At 33.5% G+C, this 19,300-nt stretch carries 15 protein-coding genes; 10 read left to right on the forward strand and 5 right to left on the reverse strand.

Annotated features, from left to right (window positions below):
- Positions 1-149: 149 nt before the first annotated feature.
- From OZP09_RS03565 to OZP09_RS03580, 4 genes are all read left to right on the forward strand, one after another.
- On the forward strand, positions 150-824 hold the full coding sequence (locus OZP09_RS03565; RefSeq protein WP_269236575.1) for an SRPBCC family protein: 675 nt from the start codon (positions 150-152) through the stop codon (positions 822-824).
- A gap of 191 nt (positions 825-1,015) precedes the next feature.
- On the forward strand, positions 1,016-1,162 hold the full coding sequence (locus OZP09_RS03570; protein WP_269236576.1) for a hypothetical protein: 147 nt from the start codon (positions 1,016-1,018) through the stop codon (positions 1,160-1,162).
- 154 nt (positions 1,163-1,316) lie between these two features.
- Positions 1,317-1,709: a response regulator gene (locus OZP09_RS03575; RefSeq protein WP_269236577.1), complete on the forward strand. Its 393-nt coding sequence runs from the start codon at positions 1,317-1,319 to the stop codon at positions 1,707-1,709.
- Between the two features lie 122 nt (positions 1,710-1,831).
- The gene (locus tag OZP09_RS03580; RefSeq protein ID WP_269236578.1) at positions 1,832-5,101 is read left to right on the forward strand and encodes a CheR family methyltransferase; all 3,270 of its coding nucleotides are present in this window, start codon (positions 1,832-1,834) and stop codon (positions 5,099-5,101) included.
- A 42-nt stretch (positions 5,102-5,143) separates the two neighbouring features.
- Here OZP09_RS03580 and OZP09_RS03585 read toward each other — a convergent pair whose 3' ends face one another.
- A complete protein-coding gene (locus tag OZP09_RS03585; protein WP_269236579.1) occupies positions 5,144-5,590 on the reverse strand; it encodes a response regulator in 447 nt (148 codons plus the stop codon).
- Between the two features lie 262 nt (positions 5,591-5,852).
- Between OZP09_RS03585 and OZP09_RS03590 the strand changes: the two genes are divergently transcribed.
- Positions 5,853-6,218 carry a hypothetical protein gene (locus OZP09_RS03590; RefSeq protein WP_269236580.1) on the forward strand — a complete coding sequence of 122 codons (366 nt, stop codon included), beginning with the start codon at positions 5,853-5,855 and terminating at the stop codon, positions 6,216-6,218.
- A gap of 195 nt (positions 6,219-6,413) precedes the next feature.
- Here the strand turns inward: OZP09_RS03590 and OZP09_RS03595 are convergent, their stop codons facing one another.
- Positions 6,414-6,734 carry a CHASE3 domain-containing protein gene (locus tag OZP09_RS03595; protein WP_269236581.1) on the reverse strand — a complete coding sequence of 107 codons (321 nt, stop codon included), beginning with the start codon at positions 6,732-6,734 and terminating at the stop codon, positions 6,414-6,416.
- Positions 6,735-6,863: 129 nt separating this feature from the next.
- Here OZP09_RS03595 and OZP09_RS03600 point away from each other — a divergent pair, with 129 nt between their 5' ends.
- The 5 genes from OZP09_RS03600 (at position 6,864) to OZP09_RS03620 (ending at position 15,821) form a co-directional block, all read left to right on the forward strand.
- On the forward strand, positions 6,864-7,757 hold the full coding sequence (locus OZP09_RS03600) for a dienelactone hydrolase family protein (RefSeq protein ID WP_281310301.1): 894 nt from the start codon (positions 6,864-6,866) through the stop codon (positions 7,755-7,757).
- Positions 7,758-7,986: 229 nt separating this feature from the next.
- Positions 7,987-8,715, forward strand: a complete 729-nt coding sequence (locus OZP09_RS03605; RefSeq protein WP_223680337.1) for an LOG family protein — start codon at positions 7,987-7,989, stop codon at positions 8,713-8,715.
- 299 nt (positions 8,716-9,014) lie between these two features.
- Positions 9,015-11,765, forward strand: a complete 2,751-nt coding sequence (locus OZP09_RS03610) for a gluzincin family metallopeptidase (protein ID WP_281310778.1) — start codon at positions 9,015-9,017, stop codon at positions 11,763-11,765.
- A 188-nt stretch (positions 11,766-11,953) separates the two neighbouring features.
- On the forward strand, positions 11,954-14,365 hold the full coding sequence (locus OZP09_RS03615; protein WP_281310302.1) for an alpha-ketoacid dehydrogenase subunit alpha/beta: 2,412 nt from the start codon (positions 11,954-11,956) through the stop codon (positions 14,363-14,365).
- Positions 14,366-14,594: 229 nt separating this feature from the next.
- Positions 14,595-15,821: a cation:proton antiporter gene (locus OZP09_RS03620; RefSeq protein WP_269236583.1), complete on the forward strand. Its 1,227-nt coding sequence runs from the start codon at positions 14,595-14,597 to the stop codon at positions 15,819-15,821.
- A gap of 27 nt (positions 15,822-15,848) precedes the next feature.
- Here the strand turns inward: OZP09_RS03620 and kdsB are convergent, their stop codons facing one another.
- The 3 genes from kdsB to OZP09_RS03635 form a co-directional block, all read right to left on the reverse strand.
- Entirely contained in the window at positions 15,849-16,583 is a 735-nt protein-coding gene (kdsB, locus tag OZP09_RS03625) for a 3-deoxy-manno-octulosonate cytidylyltransferase (protein ID WP_281310303.1), read from the reverse strand.
- Positions 16,584-16,745: 162 nt separating this feature from the next.
- Entirely contained in the window at positions 16,746-17,576 is an 831-nt protein-coding gene (gene ygiD / locus OZP09_RS03630) for a 4,5-DOPA-extradiol-dioxygenase (RefSeq protein WP_269236584.1), read from the reverse strand.
- An 86-nt stretch (positions 17,577-17,662) separates the two neighbouring features.
- The gene (locus tag OZP09_RS03635; protein ID WP_269236585.1) at positions 17,663-19,072 is read right to left on the reverse strand and encodes an ATP-dependent DNA helicase; all 1,410 of its coding nucleotides are present in this window, start codon (positions 19,070-19,072) and stop codon (positions 17,663-17,665) included.
- Between the last annotated feature and the right edge of the window lie 228 nt (positions 19,073-19,300).

Here is a 19,300-nt window from a genome sequence, read left to right on the forward strand (position 1 = left end):
TCAAATCCTTTAAAATACAGCTTAAGGATAAACACAGAAAATTTTATAATTTATCTGTAAAATAGTATAAACCAATATTTTGCTAATCTACTTATTTTTAACGTTTAAACTAAAAAAAAATATAATCGAGTAATATTAAAATAAAAATTATGGAAACCAACACATTTACACCGGCACCTGCACAAAAAAAATTAAAATTAAAAACTAACGTATCGACACTCGAAAGAATCGCGATGATAACCAGCGGAACGTATTTATTATACAAAGGCTTGTCGCAGGAAAAGAAAAGTCCTGTACAAATAGGCACAGGCAGCACCATGCTGCTAAGGGGATTGTCCGGATATTGCCCAATATATGATGCAGTTGATCATTTAAAAAATGATAAAGCTTCAAATGTAAATATCAGAATTAACAGTACAATCAATAAGCCCATAAGTGAAGTTTATGCTTTTTGGCGTGATTTTGAAAATTTACCTAAATTCATGAATCATCTTGATTCAGTTGAACCATTAAGTTATACCACTTCTAAATGGACCGCTAAAGGACCGGCAGGAATTGGGAAAATTTCATGGATAGCTGAAATTGTTAAAGACGAAAAGGAAAGAATGATCAGCTGGAATTCACTTCCTGATTCATCAATCAAAAATGCTGGAAAAGTTGTTTTCAGACCTAGTGGCGAAGGTACTGAAATAATCGTGACCATCTCTTATCACGCACCACTTGGAATTGCAGGCGAAGGCGCTGCAAAACTTCTTAATCCCTATTTTGAAAAAATGGTAAAAGATGATCTTTTAAATTATAAAACTTATTTAGAATCAAATTAGCATTAAATATAATGCTTAAAATATCAAAAAACCCTGTAAATCATTGGTATTTGCAGGGTTATTTATTTTAAAGAAATAAAAATGATGTTATATATGGGTATTATGTAATATAATAACGGAATTATATAAATTTAAAGTTAATTTGCGAAATATTTTTATAGGAATTAATTGACTTATAAAATTTAAACGTTATGAAAAAATCGTACTTAACCATTATTTTAATCGTTGCATTTGTCGCTATAATAAGCAGTAATTGTTCTCCTCACTGTGATGATGAAGACTATACAAGAGATCAACAGGAAGCAGTTCTGCATCAGAGAGATTCGGTTAAATCCTGATCGATTAATCTAATTCCAACTATTTAAAGATTTTTAAACTGTAATTTCTTATTATGAAAAAATTCTACCCTTCTATATAATTTGACGGTTGAATCTACTTTTAAAAGAATAATTTTTAAGTAATTATTTGAAAATAATTTCAATCAAAACAATTATGAGATATAAAAATATTTTACAAATTGATGATGATTATGATGACTGTGATTTCTTTCTGGAAGCGCTGGAAGAAGTATCAGCCACCGCCTCCTACACTGCAATTCATAATCCTGTTCAGGCATTACAAAAACTTATGTGCAATGAAATACATCCAGATGTTATTTTTCTCGACATTAACATGCCTGTTATGAATGGTATGGAGCTGTTAGTCGAAATGAATAAAAAAGGACTCATAAAAGACATACCTGTAATCATACTTTCTACCTCAATACCGTTGGATTTTGCAACTAAACTTGAGAATTTGGGAGCGACAGGTTATTATATCAAACCAAACGACTTTGGAGCTATGAAAACAATTTTACAAAATTGTTTAGGTTTTTATAAGAATTAACAAACGCCTGTTAATAATAATCTTGCGCTTTTAAGTGTAAATATTACATAATTCCCACATAATACTAAAACCGTTGGTTTTATAGTAAAACACTGGTTATATTTGTTGAAAATTTTTTTCTCATGAAAGTAACCCAAGCTGATGAAACCCGATATACAGTTAAAAAATTTCCAATTGTAGGTATTGGTGCATCTGCGGGAGGATTGGATGCTTTTAAAAAAGTAGTTTCTGCAATATCGACAGATTCAGGAATGGCTTATGTTATTGTACAACACTTGTCACCAAATCACCCTAGCAGTCTTACACAAATTCTATCAGAATACTCGCCTATACCTGTACATGAAATAATTAGCGATATAACCCTTTTACCGAATAACATCTACGTTATTCCTGAGAACAACCTCCTTATAGTAGAAGAAGGGGCATTAAGACTTAAGCAGAGAACACGAAGCGAAAGACGAAATAATACCATCGACGTTTTTTTTGAATCACTTGCTGATGTGTACAGGACTTTTGCTATTGGAGTTATACTTTCGGGCACTGGTTTTGACGGTACTGCAGGATTCAAAAAAATCAAGGAACTAGGAGGTGCTACGATAGTTCAGGATCCTGAAACGGCAGCTTACAAAGGAATGCCTCAAAGTCCTATAGATACTGATGCAGCCGATTATATTCTGGCTCCTGAAAAAATTCCGTCGCAATTGATGGAAATACGAAACAGTTATATTTCTAATTATGGTTACACAGAAGAAGAACATATTCCGGGAAATGACGAGGAAATCATCTTACAAATCATCAACCTTATTTTTTCAAGGACAGGTAATGATTTTAGACACTATAAACATCCTACGATAAGACGCCGTATAGCGCGGAGGATGGTTATAGCAGAAAAAAACACTATTGAAGATTACTATAATTTTTTAAGAAACAGTAAAAATGAGCAGGATCTTTTGTTTAATGATTTCTTAATTCACGTAACCTATTTTTTCCGAGATGAGGACGCTTTTGAAAATCTTTCCAGAACCGTTTTTCCATCCTTAATCAAAAATATTACAAATAACAACTTACGAATTTGGGTAGCAGGTTGTTCTACAGGAGAAGAAGCATACTCTTTAGCCATTTCTCTTCATGAATATTTTTTAAAAAACAACATCAACGATATTAAGGTACAGATTTTTGCTTCTGACATATCAGAAAAATGTATTACAAAAGCAAGATCCGGCATCTATTCTTACCAAGATGTTCAGACCGTTTCAGAAGAAAGGCTTCAAAACTATTTTACTAAAAGTGAGGGCAATTACCATATTAACAAAGTCATTCGCGACATGTGTATTTTTGCCGTTCATAATTTTGTAAAAGATCCTGCATTTGCAAGAATCGATTTAATTACCTGCCGCAATACACTTATCTATTTCGATCCTTACCTGCAAAATAAAGTTTTGGGTACTTTTCATTATTCTTTAAAAGAAAAAGGTATGCTATTTCTGGGAAAATCAGAATCAGTAACCCACTCTCCGGATTTATTTGAGAGCATAAAAAAACATGAAAGAATATATGCGCGTAAATTTGTACCGGGAAGATATACGACACAGTCATTTAAACCCGTTCCGGGCAATTTGCAGGTAAAACTGCATACATCTGAAATGAAAGCATCACCGGAAGATGATTTCAGGAAAATTACTTCAGAAATCTTATTAACGAAATATACTCCAGCCAGTGTCATTATCAATAAAAATCTTGACATTGTACATTTTCATGGTGATACGAGTCCGTTTTTAGCCCCTTCACCCGGAAAGCCAAATTTTAATATTTTAAAAATGGCACGTGAAGGTATTTCATTCGAATTACAGAATGCTATTTCAAAAATAAAAGAAGAAAAAGAAAACATCAGAAAAGACGACATTAAGGTCAACGGACAGCCCTACCAGATTTCTTTCGAAATATTTTTGCTTCCGAATGACGACGAACACCTTATGGTTCTTTTTTACAAGATGCCACTCCCTGATTCAGATAAAAAACTGCATGATAAATCTGCGCAAAAACGTATTAATGAACTTGAGAAGGAACTGACACAGTTAAGGGAAAACATAAAAAGAATTACGGAAGAGCAACAAACTGCTTTTGAAGAATTACAAACAAGCCATGAAGAATTACTGAGCAGTGGTGAAGAACTGCAGGCGATGAATGAGGAACTTGAAACGACAACTGAAGAACTTCAGTCAAACAATGAAGAATTAGTGTGTCTTAATGACGAACTTATAGATCGCCAGAAACAGCTTATATCCATGCGTAATTATTCCGAATTAATTGTTAATACCATTCGAGAGCCGCTATTAGTTACAAGTAAAGACTTCATTATTAAAAGTGCTAATCCTGCATTTTACGATTATTTTAATACAAGAGATAAAATTACTGAAGGCCATAGTCTTTTTGAAATTGGAAATTGCCAATGGGACATTCCGGAATTTAAGGAACAATTGATTAAAATTGATGCTGAATTCTCTATAGATAACTTAAAAGTAGATCTTGTATGTCCTGACAACAATAAAAAAACCATTATAGTAAATGCAAGCCTTATAGCTGACTCAACCCCTGAAGGCTTAATTCTTCTGGCACTGGAAGATATTACAGATTTAGTAGCCACAAATGAATTACTGACAAATAAAAACATTGAATTACAAAAGCATAATGAGCAGCTTGAAGCTTTTACTTCTGCAGCAAGTCATGATTTACAAGAACCACTCCGAAAAATTCATATGTTCTGCAAAAGAATTTTTGAAAATGAAGAAGGTTTGAGCGAAACTGCAAAACATAATCTCGAAAGAGTACTGTTCTCAGTTACCAACATGAGTCAGTTAATTGCCGACCTTATTAATTATTCGAAAATTACCTTTGTAAAGAAAGAATATAAAAAAACAGATCTAAATGTTGTTTTAAAAAAAACAGTTGCAGATATCAGGGATTCTATTGTAGAAAAAGAAGCCATAATTACTATTTCATCTCTTCCTCAATTAAATATTATCTCCCATCAGATACAACAGCTTTTTACAAATTTAATTCTTAATGCTATCAAGTACACCAAAGAAAATATTATACCGGAAATTAAAATTGAAACAACGCAGCCTTTATCTGAGGAAATACTTGAAATTGACGGAAACAAAGACAGCAATTATATAAAAATTACGGTAAGTGACAATGGTATTGGCTTTAATCAGGAATATGCAACTAAAATATTTGACCCATTCTATAGATTACACAACAATGATCAATATCATGGAAGTGGTTTAGGATTAACGCTTGTAAAGAAAATTGTTGCCAACCACGAAGGTTTTATAAAAGTATTTAGTAAAGTCGATCAGGGAACTACTGTGCACATTTATTTACCTGAATAACAACAAAAGGCACCCAAAATGGTGCCTTCATTTTTAGTAAAATTACGATTTGGTCTTTATCGTTTTTTTAGGATGCTGAATGACTGACTTTGATTTTAACCAGTAGTCAATTATTGTCTTTATCATTTTTTTGAATTCAAGATAATCATAAGGCCTGGTAAAATAACTCTGAATAGGTATTGAGTAAGGATCAATTACGTAAGTCTGATTAAATGATGTTGTAAAAAACAGATAAGGACAATTAAATAATGTCCCTACATTATCAAGGTTATTTTCAATCACTTTATGATTCATTACATTCAATAAAACAATATCAGAAAAGAAAAGAAATGGCTTGATTTTATGTCTGAGTAAATAATTACAGGCAGTTTCGGGGTTGTTAAAATAAATTATCTGATTTGGATAATTCAATTCGGAAAAAACCTCTATAAATAACTTACGATCTCCCTGTTTATTCTCAATAATTACTATGGGTCCTTTTTTGTTCATAAGTTATACATTAAAATTTGACGAAGAAATGGCTGAGTAACTTTAAATAAAAGATACTTTTCAAATATTTCAAAAAACGATCATAAAAACTTACAAAATCTCCATGTGTACTTATATAATTATCATTATTGATAAATTCATCCTACTGACTAGAGCACTTATAATTATATAATCGCAATCCTAAATTCTATAAACAAAAAGTCTGATTTACAGTTAATTTTGATTGTACAGTTTGAGAAAATATTAACTTAAACCATTTCAAATGACAACACAAAACAGGGAAAATTACGGTCGGGATGTTCGTAGTTTTCATCACCCGGAAGATGATATGAAAACCGTTTCGGATATAACGAACCAAGCTAATCAAAGTTATGCGGATGAATACGAAAGACAAAATGATGATGAGGAAGAAATTGTAAATCAGGATGATGATATTGTCAACAATGAAGATGAGGGGGTAAATAATTTTTATAAAGATGGCTCAGATAATATCGATTTAAATGACAGGGATATAAATGATTTTGCAAAAGAAAACACTAACAAAGACCTTCTCGATCAGGAATATGATATAGATCAGGATCTTGAAGAAACAGATCCTGTAAACCATCCCCGAAATTTCCAATATTAACCTTTATAAAAAACCATTAGCCAAAACTAATGGTTTTATTTTTGATATATATTTTCGGAATGCGTTAGGAAACAGCCAAAGCAGATAATTCGTCATTACCCGTATCTTTTACACTGGTAAAATTACCTTTCGATATATTTTCGGCAAGGCTTACCATCGAACTGATTCTTTTAGTAGTGCATATCAGAATATATGCTATAATATTTCCCGCTGCTTATTATGACTACCAATCCTGTATTGCTGTTCTTTTATCAGGCCTGGCAAGATTTCACCTCCTTTAAAATAAGAATCCAGAAAAGTTTCGTCATTTGTCAGCAAGTATCCTCTAAAAACACTCTGAATTTCAATAATAGCTTTATGTGTTTTATTGGAGTTTCGAATGATCTCTTCTGATCTGGCAAGAAACTGTGAATTAAGCTGTACCTTTTTAGACAACATGTGATTAGTATAGGAATCAGCAACAGACAATAAAATTATCAGGGTAAATGCCAAAAGTATTTGATAGGATAATTTCATTATTAAAATTCAAACTTTTTGCGAATATGGGATTTCTAAGCTAATAAAAAAAGATTCTTAAATCTATATTTTTTACTTTTATACTGCTTATAAATCTTATTTACTAAAACTACTCATAAATTAACCGCTATGCAAAAATTAACCAAAGAAGATATCTCTCAGGAAGTGTTTGATTTATACGATGATTATGCCCATAATAAAATCGGAAGAAGACAATTTATAGAAAAGCTATCTGTTTTTGCTGTAGGAGCTATTACCCTACCGTCTCTCCTAAGCTTCATGAGCCCAAATTATGCGGATAGCATTTTAATTCCGTTTAACGATCCAAAACTAAAAACGCAATACATCAGCTACGATTCACCAAAAGGCGGAGGTACTATCAAAGCCCAACTGTCAAAACCTGCTGAAACCAAAAATAAATTACCCGGAATTATTGTCATACATGAAAACAGGGGATTAAATCCTTACATTGAAGATGTGGGAAGAAGGGCTGCAATAGAAGGGTTTATTACTTTAGCACCTGATGCTTTATCTCCATTAGGCGGATATCCGGGCAATGATGATGCCGGACGTGAACTACAAAAAAAACGTACCCGTGAAGAAATGCTGGAGGATTTTATTGCCGCATACGAATATCTGAAATCACACAAAGATTGTAATGGTCAGGTTGGTGTTGTCGGATTTTGTTTTGGAGGATGGATTTCGAATATGATGGCAGTAAAAATACCTTCTTTATCAGCTGCCGTTCCGTATTACGGCGGACAGCCTACCAAAGAAGAAGCAGAAAAAATAAAGACTCCGCTCCTTTTACATTATGCAGGTATGGATACACGTGTTAACGAAGGCTGGCCCGCATTTGAGGAAGTACTTAAACAAAACAAAGTCGAACATACTGCTTATTTTTATCAGGGTGTGAATCATGGTTTTCATAACAATACAACACCAAGGTATGACGAAGCTGCCGCAAATTTATCATGGAAAAGAACCATTGATTTTTTTAAAGAAAAACTGATAAAAAAATAAATCTAAACCAGCATTTTTTGTTCATAAAACAATAATAATTAAACAGTTAATAGAAATGTTTTTTACACGAGGGAACAAAAACCATATTTTTATAACAATTTTAAAAAAAAGAGTTAATTTAGTGCAGCAGCTTTGTCAGTGTTTTAAAACATGTCAAAGCTGTTATTTTCTGGTATAAAACCATAAAAGCTAAAAAATTCTCAGCAAATAATAAATTAATAATACAATAATGAGATTAGAAGATTTTGATAATGATGAAGATAAAGTAATTCAGGATCGTTTGAAACAAAAAACGTGGAATGAAATCAGGACCAATGACAGTTGGGCAATTTTTAAAATCATGGCCGAATTTGTAAACGGATACGAAAGTATGGGGCGTATTGGTCCATGTGTTTCTATTTTTGGGTCTGCTAGAACAAAACCAGACGATAAATATTATTTACTGGCAGAAAAAATTGCTTATAAAATTAGTAAAGCAGGTTATGGCGTTATTACAGGTGGTGGACCAGGAATTATGGAAGCAGGAAACAAAGGCGCTCATTTGGGCGGAGGAACTTCTGTTGGTTTAAATATCGAACTGCCTTTTGAACAGCATTTCAACCCTTATATTGATCATGATAAAAACCTGAATTTCGATTACTTTTTTGTTCGAAAAGTAATGTTTGTAAAATATTCACAGGGTTTTGTAGTCATGCCCGGAGGATTTGGAACATTAGACGAAATGTTTGAAGCAATAACCCTGATCCAGACTAAAAAAATTGGAAAATTCCCTATCATACTAGTAGGTGTTGAATTTTGGTCAGGACTGATTGAATGGGTAAAAACAGTGCTAGTGGAAAAAATGCATACAGTGAGTCCTGATGACTTAAACTTATTTAAAATCGTAGATACTGAAGACGAAGTAGTTGATGTGCTGGATAAATTCTACAAGAAATACGACTTAAGTCCAAACTTTTAATATTTTAAACCATTATAAGTAATATAAGAAAATGTAAGTTTTGACTTTTTAGAGGAAAGTTTAAATAAACTTATATTACTTATATGATGAAATTTTCATAATTTTTGTAAAAAACTAAGAGCTGTATTTTAAACAGCTTTTTTTATACTATTTTTACAACAAAACCAAAAAAGCCATAAGCCCGTAAGTACTATTATACACCTAAATGTAAGCCTGTATTGAAACCATTTTTTAAAATCTTTGTTTCCATTTTTGTTTTGATGTCCTCATTAAAACAATTCGCGCAGCACCAGTCCAAGATAGAGGTGGCGGTAAATACTGAGCTTAAAACACTGCACATAAAACAAGACATTACTTATTATAATACTGCAAACGATTCTTTAGGTTCTATTGTATTAAATGACTGGAATAATGCGTTTTCTGATAAAAACACTCCACTGGCTTTACGTTTCTCAGATGAATTTTATAAAGGCTTTCACTTAGCCAAACCGGAAGAACGCGGAAACACAACTATACTTGAACTGACAGATGCCCAGTTTGTGGCATTAGAATGGGAAAGAACAAATAAAAATCCTGATTTTATTGTAATTAAACTGAAAAACAAATTGCCTCCAGGCAGCAAAATTGATTTACATCTTACCTATATTACTAAAATTCCGAGCGATAAATTTACACGTTACGGCTATAATCAAAATGGCGATATGAACCTGAGAAACTGGTTTTTGAGTCCAGCACGTTTTGAAAATCATGATTTTATAAAATACCACAACTATAACCTTGATGATATTGCAAATGCTGTAACTGATTACGAATTAGAAATAAAAGTCCCAAATCAATATACCATTACCACAGATCTGGATTCCGTTTCAAGAGATTCTTCTTCCACTGCCTTCAGCACGTACTTTTTTTCAGGAAACAGCAGAACAGATTTTAATTTATTTATTGAAAAGCAAAATAGTTTCAAGAGTTATAATAATGGTGAGCTTGAAGTTCTTACCAATTTAAAAAACAAAAGACTTGATGAGATACAAAAAGCAATAATCATCAATAAAATAATCACTTTTGCGAATGATTTTATTGGAAAATATCCACATAAAAAAATTACGGTATCCCAGACAGATTATGACCGGAATCCTTTTTACGGACTAAATCAGCTTCCTTCTTTTATGAGTCCGTTTCCGGATGAATTTATATTTGAAATAACATTTTTAAAAACATTTTTAAATAATTACCTTCAGTACAGCCTTCGTCTCGATCCCCGAAAAGACAACTGGATTTATGATGGAATCCAGATTTATGCAATGATGAAATTCATGGAAGAAAACCACATGGATCAAAAAATGCTAGGCAGACTTTCCAAAATGAAGCTTTTTAAAAGCTATAACATTACCAATCTGACTTTTAATGAGCAATACAGCTATTATTACATGCTCATGGCCCGAAAAAACCTCGATCAGCCATTGGGAGATCCAAAAAATACACTCATTAAATTTAATGAACAGATTGCAGGCAAATATCGCGCGGGCTTAAGCCTGAGTTACCTGGATGATTACTTAAATCACAATATCGTGCCTGAAAGTCTTCAGGAATTTTACAACTTAAACAAGATACAACAGGTAAACCGATCTGATTTTGAAAAAATACTGACCCAGAAAAGCCTAAAAAAAATTGACTGGTTTTTTGAAACCATTATTGGTTCACGCGAAATCATCGATTATAAGTTTTCAAATGTTTCCAGAACCCAAGACTCCATCCATTTTTCGATAAAGAATAAAACAAACACATTTGTTCCCATACCTGTTTACGGCCTTAAAAAGAACAATATTGTTTTTAAACAATGGATTGAACCTCAAAACAATGATTCTGTTTACATTTTCGAAAGAAAAAATGCAGATAAAATTGTTTTGAATTACAATAATGAAGTTCCTGAATATAATCAGCGAAACAACTGGAAGTCATTAAAAAGTCTGGTCATTACAAATCGTCCCATTAAATTTAATTTCTCCAAAGATTTAGAAGACCCTTATTACAACCAAATATTATATGTACCAACACTTACTTATAATTATTACGATGGTTTTACGCCCGGAATACGCTTACATAACAAAACCATATTAGAAAAACCATTTACATTTGATATTAACCCGGCTTATTCTATAAAAGCAGGAACAATTTCAGGATCATCTGCTTTTTCATTAAATCATTATTACAGGGAAAGCAGATTATACAATATCCGATATTCTATCAGTCAGAATTATTTTCATTACGCCCCGGATGCGACTTATTTCAGACTAAATCCAATGGTTCAGTTTAGAATTCGTGAAGATAATTTCAGGGATAACCGAAAACAGTTTATTATCGCAAGACAGGTAATCGTAAATCGTGAAGCGACGGAATATATTACTGATAATTCTACTCCAAATTATTCTGTTTTTAATCTCCGTTATGTGAATACTAAAACAGAATTGATTAACCATTTTAGTTTCATGACAGATACACAGTTTTCAGGGAACTTTGGAAAATTAGCAGGAGAAATTGAATACAGAAGGCTATTTGAGAATAATCGTAAATTAAATTTGAGATTATATACCGGAAGTTTCTTATATAATTCAACCAATTCAGATTATTTCAGTTTTGGTTTAGACCGTCCAACCGATTATCTATTTGACTATAATTTCTACGGAAGATCTGAAAGTACAGGTTTTTTCAGTCAACAATATGTTATTGCCGAAGGAGGATTCAAATCTATAATCGAGCCTAGATACGCCAATCAATGGATGACTACTTTAAACGCAAGCTATTCAATATGGAACTGGATTGAAGCTTACGGCGACCTGGGTTTTACAAAAAACAAACATCAAAATGAACATTTTGTCTACGACAGTGGGATACGTTTAAACCTTTTGCCTGACTATTTTGAGGTTTTTTTTCCTGTTTATTCGAATAACGGATGGGAAATTTCCCAGCCAAATTACAATCAAAAAATCAGATTTGTTATCACCTTGTCTCCCAAAACATTAGTTAATCTTTTCACCCGAAAGTGGCTTTAATCATTCGTATTTTAAACAAAAACATGAATAATTATTAACTTAATATTGTTTTTGGTACAAATTACTCAAAAAAAATACGTAGTTTTTTGAATTTAACTACAAATAATTAAATTATATTTATTTTAATGAATTATGATTATTGGTAGATTTTGAGTAATTTTGCAACCTAAACATGACCCTTCCAGATTATGATTACAGAAAAAAGCAATACTATATTAACCTTTGAGGATTTTAGAACTGAAGTATTAAATGACTATAAAATTGCAGTTACAAGTCGGGAATGCAGTCTGTTAGGCCGAAAAGAAGTATTGACAGGAAAAGCCAAATTTGGAATATTTGGTGATGGAAAGGAAGTACCACAGCTGGCCATGGCAAAAGCTTTCAAAAATGGTGATTTCCGTTCAGGATACTATCGCGACCAGACCTTTATGATGGCTATTGGCGAATTTACTCCTAAACAATTTTTTGCAGGTTTATATGGTCACACCGATTTAGATTTTGATCCAATGTCGGCCGGAAGACAAATGGGCGGACACTTTGTAACGCACAGTTTAAACGAAGACGGTTCCTGGAAAGACTTAACCAAACAAAAAAACTCAAGTGCAGATATATCTCCTACAGCCGCACAAATGCCCAGATTACTGGGATTGGCGCAGGCTTCAAAAATTTACAGAAACGTTGACGGAATCGAAATCAAAGACAAATTTTCTGTAAACGGAAATGAAGTGGCCTGGGGAACTATTGGAAACGCCAGTACTTCTGAAGGTTTGTTTTTTGAAACCATAAATGCTGCAGGAGTTTTACAGGTTCCGATGGTAATGAGTATCTGGGATGACGAGTACGGAATTTCTGTACACGCTAAACACCAGACTACCAAAGAAAACATCTCTGAAATCCTAAAAGGATATCAACGCGATGAAGATTCTGAAGGATATGAAATTTTAAGAGTAAAAGGCTGGGATTATGCCGAGCTGGTTTCTACTTACGAAAGAGCCGGTGCCATTGCACGCGAACAACATATTCCGGTTTTAATACACGTCAATGAACTTACACAGCCACAAGGCCACTCTACCTCAGGATCGCATGAGCGTTATAAAAATGGAGAAAGATTAGCCTGGGAAAAGAATTATGACTGTATCCGTCAAATGCGTTTATGGATGATTGCTACCAATATCGCATCCCCAGAAGAACTGGATGAAATTGATGCCCAATTGAAAAAAGAAGTTCTGGAAGCTAAAAAGGAAGCCTGGAACCAATTTATCAATCCAATTATTGAAGATCAAAAAAATCTTTTAGACTTATTGGAAGAAATTTCAGCTGCGAGTATCAATCATAAAGATAAAATCCAGAAATATATTGGTGAATTAAAAGCAATCAAAGCGCCTTTAAAAAAGGAAATGCTGATGATTACAAGACGAATATTACGTTTTGTAGAAGTTCCAAACAGCAAAATACTGGTATCAAACTGGATCAAAAATTATATTGGACTAACACAGCCTAAATTCAGTAGTAATTTATATTCTGAATCAAAGTCAAATATATTTTCTGTTCAAAAAGTTCTACCTGAATACGCCGAGAACGCAAAACCTGATTTAGACGGACGAATGATTCTACGTGATAACTTCGACGCTCTATTCACTAAATATCCGGAAGTCCTGATTTTTGGTGAAGATGTTGGAAACATTGGAGATGTAAACCAGGGTCTTGAAGGTATGCAGGAAAAATACGGTGAACTTCGTGTTGCCGATGTCGGGATTCGTGAAGCTACTATTATTGGTCAGGGAATTGGTATGGCTTTGAGAGGCTTGCGCCCAATAGCCGAAATTCAGTATTTAGATTATTTATTATACGCCATTCAGATCATGAGTGATGATTTGGCTACTCTACAATACAGAACTGTTGGAAAACAAAAAGCACCATTAATCATCAGAACCCGCGGACACCGTCTGGAAGGTATCTGGCATTCAGGTTCTCCAATGGGAATGATTATTAACGCTATTCGTGGAATCCACGTTCTGGTTCCGAGAAATATGACTCAGGCAGCGGGCTTCTACAATACACTTTTAGAATGCGATGAGCCTGCTTTAGTAATTGAATGTTTAAATGGTTACCGTTTAAAAGAAAAGACACCTTTAAATTTTGGTGAATTCAAAACACCAATTGGAGTTGTAGAAACCTTAAAAGAAGGTACTGATATTACATTAGTTTCTTACGGATCGACTTTAAGGCTGGTTGAACAGGCCGCGAATGAACTTTTAGATTTAGGAATTGACTGCGAGGTGATTGACATCCAGTCATTGCTTCCATTTGATGTGAATAAGGATATTGTAAAAAGTATTTCTAAAACAAACCGCTTGTTAGTAATTGACGAAGATGTTCCGGGTGGGGCTTCTGCCTTCATTCTACAGCAAATTCTGGAAGAACAGGATGCATACAAATATCTTGACAGCAAACCACAGACTCTTGCTGCAAAAGCCCACAGACCTGCTTACGGAACTGATGGTGACTATTTCTCAAAACCTTCTGCTGAAGATATTTTTGAAAAAGTTTACGATATGATGCATGAAGTTAATCCTGCTAAATTTCCAAGTTTGTATTAGAACCAGCTATCAATTTAATATAAAAAAAGCTCCAAATTAATTGATTTGGAGCTTTTTAAATTCTATAGACTTTCTCAAACAAGAATCAACTGTGCAAAGATTTAATTATAATAAGAAATTATTTAACTATTGTATAATTTTTTAAACATCAAATGTATTATATTACATATCTTTTCTGACCGCTTGCCTAGTAACCAGGCAAAGTCCAGTAATATTTTAAATTAATTGAATGGCTATAATTATTACTTTTTGCGTTTTACTGTTAGTGGCTTATCTGTTTGATCTAACTTCATCAAAGACAAAGATCCCTTCTGTTATATTACTATTGCTTTTAGGCTGGATCGTACGGCAAATTACCGGATTTTTACTTATTGACTTACCGGATTTCTCAATGGTCTTACCTATTTTAGGTACCATTGGACTGATTTTGATTGTATTAGAAGGATCACTCGAATTAGAATTAAACCAATCTAAAATTGGACTGATAAAAAAATCATTTCTGGGTGCTTTCTTTCCGTTATTAGCTTTGTCTTTTATAATTGCATATTTATTTCAATATTATGGCGGCTATCCTTTTAAAATATGTCTATCGAATGCTATTCCTTTTGCTGTCATAAGCAGCGCCATAGCTATTCCTAGTGTCCGCAACCTTAACACAAACAAGCGGGAATTTGTAACTTACGAGAGTAGTCTTTCTGATATATTCGGCGTAATTCTGTTCAATTTTGTTCTTTATAATTCTAGTTTTGGAGTACCAACATTTGGTTATTTCTTTCTTCAAATACTAATAATCATTGTTATTTCTTTTCTGGCGACTGTTTTACTATCCTTTTTATTAAACAAAATAGACCATCACATCAAATTTGTGCCTATTATTTTGCTAACTATTTTGATCTATGAAATTTCAAAAATGTACCATCTGCCAGCCTTGTTATTTATTTTGATATTTGGGCTTTCTATTAATAATTTCGACGAACTTAAAAGATACAAATGGAGTGAGCGTTTTAGACCTGACTCCCTGAGCAAAGAAATTGATAAATTCAGGGAGTTGAATGTTGAAGCCGCTTTTGTTGTACGCGCACTATTTTTTCTGCTGTTTGGATATTTATTGGAAACATCAGAAATATTAAATCCCGACACCTTTATCTGGGCTTTCGGAATAGTACTCATCATATTTTCAATACGTGCTGTTCAGTTATATTTGTCTAAAATACCTTTAATGCCTTTACTTTTCGTAGCTCCCAGAGGTTTGATTACCATATTGCTGTTTTTAACCTTGGGCACTTCACAAAATATTCCTTTAGTTAATAAATCACTTATTATACAAGTCATTTTACTGACCGCTTTTTTAATGATGTTTGGTATTTTAGGAACTTCAAAAAAAACGGAAGAAGAGGATCAAAAAGAAGAAGACAGAAAATTATCAGAAAATGATGAAAACCAATCAGAAGCTTAATATGATTTACATATTTTCCTAAATCGACTATTTTGCAGCCAGAATATCCCTTGCCTTTTCTAAATCTTCAGCCGTATCAATCCCAATTCCGACATGAGTAGTTTCGACCATTTTAATTTTTTTTCCGAATTCCAAATAGCGAAGCTGTTCCAGTTTTTCAGAAGCTTCAAGGGATTTCATTGGCAGGCTGTGAAAGTCTAATAAAGCCTGTTTTCTAAAGGCGTAAATTCCGATATGCTGAAAATATCGTACACCAGCATCCTTATCTCTAGGATATGGAATTACAGAACGTGAAAAATACAAAGCAAACTGTGACTGATCCACCACGACTTTTACATGATTTGGATTGTTGATTTCGTCTTCATCTGTAATTTCACGCATTAGCGAAGCCAGGTCAATCTTTTTATCTTCATCATTTTTAAAAACAGACAAAACCTGCTCTAAAGGGCCGGCTTCTGTAAAAGGTTCGTCTCCCTGAACATTCACTACAATATCAACATCAAGATTCGCAACAGCTTCTGCAATTCGGTCACTTCCTGATTCGTGTTCTTTGATGCTCATAATGGCTTTTCCTCCATTCGAAACAATTTCATTGTAGATCAAATCAGAATCGGTTACAACAAACACATCATCAAACAATTTTGTGGCAACAGAGGCTTCATACGTTCTTAAAATTACCGTTTTACCACCCAAATCCTGCATTAGTTTTGCAGGGAAACGTGTTGATGCATATCGTGCCGGAATTACAGCTATTATTTTCATTTTTTTATGTCATTGCGAGGAACGAAATAATCTCATCCTCAAATTAATTTATAGTTTTTCTTTGTGAATCTCTGTGAAATCTCTGTGAAATCTTTGTGTGGTTTTGTGAAATAGTTATCCCACTGAGATTAGCAAAGATCTCGCAGAGATACACAAAATATATTACATAATTTTTACCGAAGTCATACTCAACGAACCTGCTAATAACTTATCATTAAACAAATCCAATTCATCCGTTTTGTCTTTTAATCCTAAAGTATAGAGCAAAGGCAAATAATGATCAGGAGTAGGAATTGCCATCTGAACCGCTTTGCTCATTTTTTCGAAATCAATTAAAGGTTGAAAATTTCCATCCAACAGATACTTATTGACCGTTTCACGCGCTTCAATAGCCCAGTCGAAACCGTAATTGTCTTTATCGAAATTCCTGAAATCAACCAAACGGAGGTTATGAACAATATTTCCGCTTCCAATAATCAAAACGCCTTTATACCGAAGTGATTGCAGTTTCTTTGCCAGTTCAAAATGATACTGACCTGATTTGGTATAATCAATACTCAGCTGAATTACCGGAACGTCTGCATTTGGGTATAAATGTTTGATTACGCTCCAGGCACCGTGATCTAATCCCCAGTGTTCGTCTAAATCGACCAAAACCGGATCTAATATTTTTTGGGTTTCCAGAGCCAGCTCGGGACTTCCTTTTGCAGGATACTGCACATCAAAAAGCGCCTGCGGAAAACCTCCAAAATCATGGATTGTCCTTGGCATTTGCATTGAAGTTACTTTTGTGCCTTTTGTAAACCAATGCGCCGAAATACATAAAATTGCATTCGGCTGCGGCAATGTTTTTGCCAGATTGCGAAAACCAGCTACAAACTGATTTTCTTCAATGGCATTCATAGGGCTGCCGTGTCCTAAAAACAGAACCGGCATTTTATCGGTATTCGAAAACACAGATGAAATCGAATGTAAGTCGTTTAGTGTTGTCATTGTAAATAAATTTAAACACAAATTGCACAGATTTTCACTAATCTTAATCCAAAATCAATTCGTGCTAATTCGTGAAATTAGTGTTTTTATTCCTCAAAACTCTCGTCTTTAAATCCTATCAAATATAGCCTATTTTTAGCACGTGTCATAGCCGTATAAAGCCACCTGATGTAGTCACGATCGATTCCGTTTGGTAAATAAGGCTGTTCGATAAAAACAGTATTCCACTGCCCTCCCTGCGATTTGTGACAGGTTATGGCGTAAGAGAATTTTACCTGCAGACCATTAAAATATTCGTTCTCTTTAACTTTTTGAAATCTCTTGTATTTGGTTGTTTCATCAGCATAATCTTTCATGACTTCCTCATACAAACGATTAGATTCTTCATACGTTAAAGAGGGTGATTCACTTTTTATGGTATCCAGAATCAAAACCGTTTCAAAAGGTTTCTGATCCGGATAATCAACCATTCTGATTTTGACTTTCGCAAAAGTAAATCCGTATAATTCTTTGATTCCAAAAAGTTCCAGAATCTCAATAATATCTCCGTTGGCAATAAATCCGGCTTCATCGGTTTCCTTTAGCCAGAAGTAATTGTTCTTTACCACCATCAGAAAATCCCCAACCGATAGCTCGCTTTCTTTAAACAATATTCGGGTCCGGATTTGCTCATTATACTGGTTTGCTCTTTTGTTTGAACGCACAATAAAAGCAGTATCTTCAATACTATAATTGCTGTACGCAGTATTAATTGCATCCTGAATATCGTAACCATCGCTCAGGCGGACAATATCTTTAAACTTTTTTACATTAAACCTAAATTCAGTTATAAACGATTCTTTCAATAGTTCACGCAATTCGGTAGCATTAAATAAAATCCCTGAATTTTCTTCCTGACGCATTACTTCATCGAGTTCGATATGTTCAATTTCTTTATCGTAATGAATGCCTAAAGTCTGAATATCAAGTGCCGGGCTAATATCTAAATTCACCGGAGGCAGCTGAGCCGTGTCACCCAAAAGAATCATTTTACAATTCGTACCTGAATACACATAATTAATCAAATCATCTAAAAGAGAACCACTATCCAATGTACTGTCTGAAATCATCGAAGCTTCATCAACTATAAAAATGGTATTTTTATGCTTATTGACCTGTCTGGTAAAAGCGATTCCTCCACCCGATGATTTTTTAGGAAAATATATTTTTTTATGAATGGTAAATGCGGGATTATTCGAATAATTAGCAATGACTTTTGCCGCACGGCCGGTTGGCGCCAGCAGAACATATTTTTTATTGATATCCCCAAGATTATTCACAATTGTCGAAATCACGGTTGTTTTACCCGTTCCTGCATACCCCTTTAATACAAAAATGGTATCGTTTTGGGGCTCGGTCAAAAAAATAGCAATTTTCTGAAAAAAAATATCCTGTTTGTAAGTTGGTGCAAAAGGAAATCTTTTTTGCAGAACGCCATAAAATAATGCTGAATTCATAGGGGTAAAATTGAGGAACAAAGTTACCAATTGCAATAACAATTTCAAGACAAAAAAATTAATAACAATTTCAATGTGTCTATCAAATGAATTTTGTAAAAACTATTTGCGAATTTAATTTTAAAACCGTCACGATTGAATTTTATCAATATTTAATATTCCTATTTGTTTTTTTTACATTATCATTGAATTTTGATATTGTAATTGTCATTGATTTTTGAAATTGAT

This window comes from Flavobacterium flavigenum (genome assembly GCF_027111255.2).
Lineage (GTDB): Bacteria > Bacteroidota > Bacteroidia > Flavobacteriales > Flavobacteriaceae > Flavobacterium > Flavobacterium flavigenum.

Coding starts and splice junctions, on each gene's coding strand:
- OZP09_RS03565 (WP_269236575.1), top strand. CDS start 150: ATGGAAACCAACACATTTACACCGGCACCTGCACAAAAAAAATTAAAA.
- OZP09_RS03570 (WP_269236576.1), top strand. CDS start 1,016: ATGAAAAAATCGTACTTAACCATTATTTTAATCGTTGCATTTGTCGCT.
- OZP09_RS03575 (WP_269236577.1), top strand. CDS start 1,317: ATGAGATATAAAAATATTTTACAAATTGATGATGATTATGATGACTGT.
- OZP09_RS03580 (WP_269236578.1), top strand. CDS start 1,832: ATGAAAGTAACCCAAGCTGATGAAACCCGATATACAGTTAAAAAATTT.
- OZP09_RS03585 (WP_269236579.1), bottom strand. CDS start 5,590: ATGAACAAAAAAGGACCCATAGTAATTATTGAGAATAAACAGGGAGAT.
- OZP09_RS03590 (WP_269236580.1), top strand. CDS start 5,853: ATGACAACACAAAACAGGGAAAATTACGGTCGGGATGTTCGTAGTTTT.
- OZP09_RS03595 (WP_269236581.1), bottom strand. CDS start 6,734: ATGAAATTATCCTATCAAATACTTTTGGCATTTACCCTGATAATTTTA.
- OZP09_RS03600 (WP_281310301.1), top strand. CDS start 6,864: ATGCAAAAATTAACCAAAGAAGATATCTCTCAGGAAGTGTTTGATTTA.
- OZP09_RS03605 (WP_223680337.1), top strand. CDS start 7,987: ATGAGATTAGAAGATTTTGATAATGATGAAGATAAAGTAATTCAGGAT.
- OZP09_RS03615 (WP_281310302.1), top strand. CDS start 11,954: ATGATTACAGAAAAAAGCAATACTATATTAACCTTTGAGGATTTTAGA.
- OZP09_RS03620 (WP_269236583.1), top strand. CDS start 14,595: ATGGCTATAATTATTACTTTTTGCGTTTTACTGTTAGTGGCTTATCTG.
- kdsB (WP_281310303.1), bottom strand. CDS start 16,583: ATGAAAATAATAGCTGTAATTCCGGCACGATATGCATCAACACGTTTC.
- ygiD (WP_269236584.1), bottom strand. CDS start 17,576: ATGACAACACTAAACGACTTACATTCGATTTCATCTGTGTTTTCGAAT.
- OZP09_RS03635 (WP_269236585.1), bottom strand. CDS start 19,072: ATGAATTCAGCATTATTTTATGGCGTTCTGCAAAAAAGATTTCCTTTT.